Below are 1019 nucleotides of genomic sequence, written 5' to 3'. Positions count from 1 at the left end.
TCGGAGCGGGCCGCGGCGCCCCGTCGCCGACCGGCTCGCCGACGCTCCCGCCGACGCGGACGCCGAGCGGGACCCCCTCCGCCACCGCCGCCCCGGAGCCCACGGCGACGGAGTCCACCGCGACGGCCGAGCCGACGCCCACCGCGACCCCCGGGATCGACCTCGCCGCGAACTCCGTCGACGATCCGGCGAGCGTCTGGGTCGTCGTGAACAAGCTCAGGACGCTGAACCCGGTCGACTACATCCCGGCCGATCTCGTCCACCCGGACGTCCGCTACGTCAACCGCCAGCCGATGCGGCAGGCGACGGCCGACGCTCTCGTCGCCCTCTTCGCCGCGGCGTCGGCGGAGGCGGGCCTCGCGCTCGCCGTGCAGAGCGCGTACCGGTCCTACGAAACGCAGGTCGGCGTCTACGCGGGCTGGGTCTCGACACGTGGTCATGCGGGCGCCGACGCGACGAGCGCGCGGCCGGGTCACAGCGAGCACCAGACGGGCTGGGCGGTCGACGTCGTCGGCGCCTCCGGGGCGTGCGCGCTCGAGATCTGCTGGGGGGACACGCCCGAGGGCCTCTGGGTCGGGGCCAACGCGCACCGCTTCGGCTTCCTCGTCCGTTACAAGCCCGACGCGACCCCGATCACGGGCTACGAGTCGGAGCCGTACCACCTCCGCTACGTCGGCGCCGAGCTCGCGCAGCACCTCCACGACACGGGGATCGAGACCCTGGAGCGCCTGTTCGGACTTCCGGATGCGCCCGATTACGCCCCGGGAAGCACTTCCTAGTCGGTCTAGCGATCACATCCGGGCACCCGAGGACGTGACACTCGCCGCTCGTTACCGTACTGTTACCGGGAGCGTTTCCCGACGACCCCGATCGTCGCGCGCGACAGCCCCTTGACAGGGCACCTCCCCTCTGACAAAGCAGTGCGCCACCGTGCCGTCGCATCCCGAACCGTGAGATACCTCTGTGCCCCCCAGCTCCACCCGCTCCACCCCGACATCGTCCGCCCCGACCCCCGGCAT

Annotated in this window: 1 protein-coding gene; it reads left to right on the top strand. The window is 72.4% G+C overall.

Annotated elements, in window-relative coordinates; all coding sequences use genetic code 11:
- A partial coding sequence (locus tag NB037_RS19330) for a M15 family metallopeptidase (RefSeq protein ID WP_251948691.1) occupies positions 1-779 on the top strand: 779 nt, incomplete at its 5' end.
- Positions 780-1019: the final 240 nt, after the last annotated feature.

This window comes from Rathayibacter rubneri, assembly GCF_023743255.1.
GTDB lineage: Bacteria > Actinomycetota > Actinomycetes > Actinomycetales > Microbacteriaceae > Rathayibacter > Rathayibacter rubneri.
Note: the sequence above shows the minus strand (reverse complement) of the source record. Positions and strands in the feature narration are given on the sequence as shown.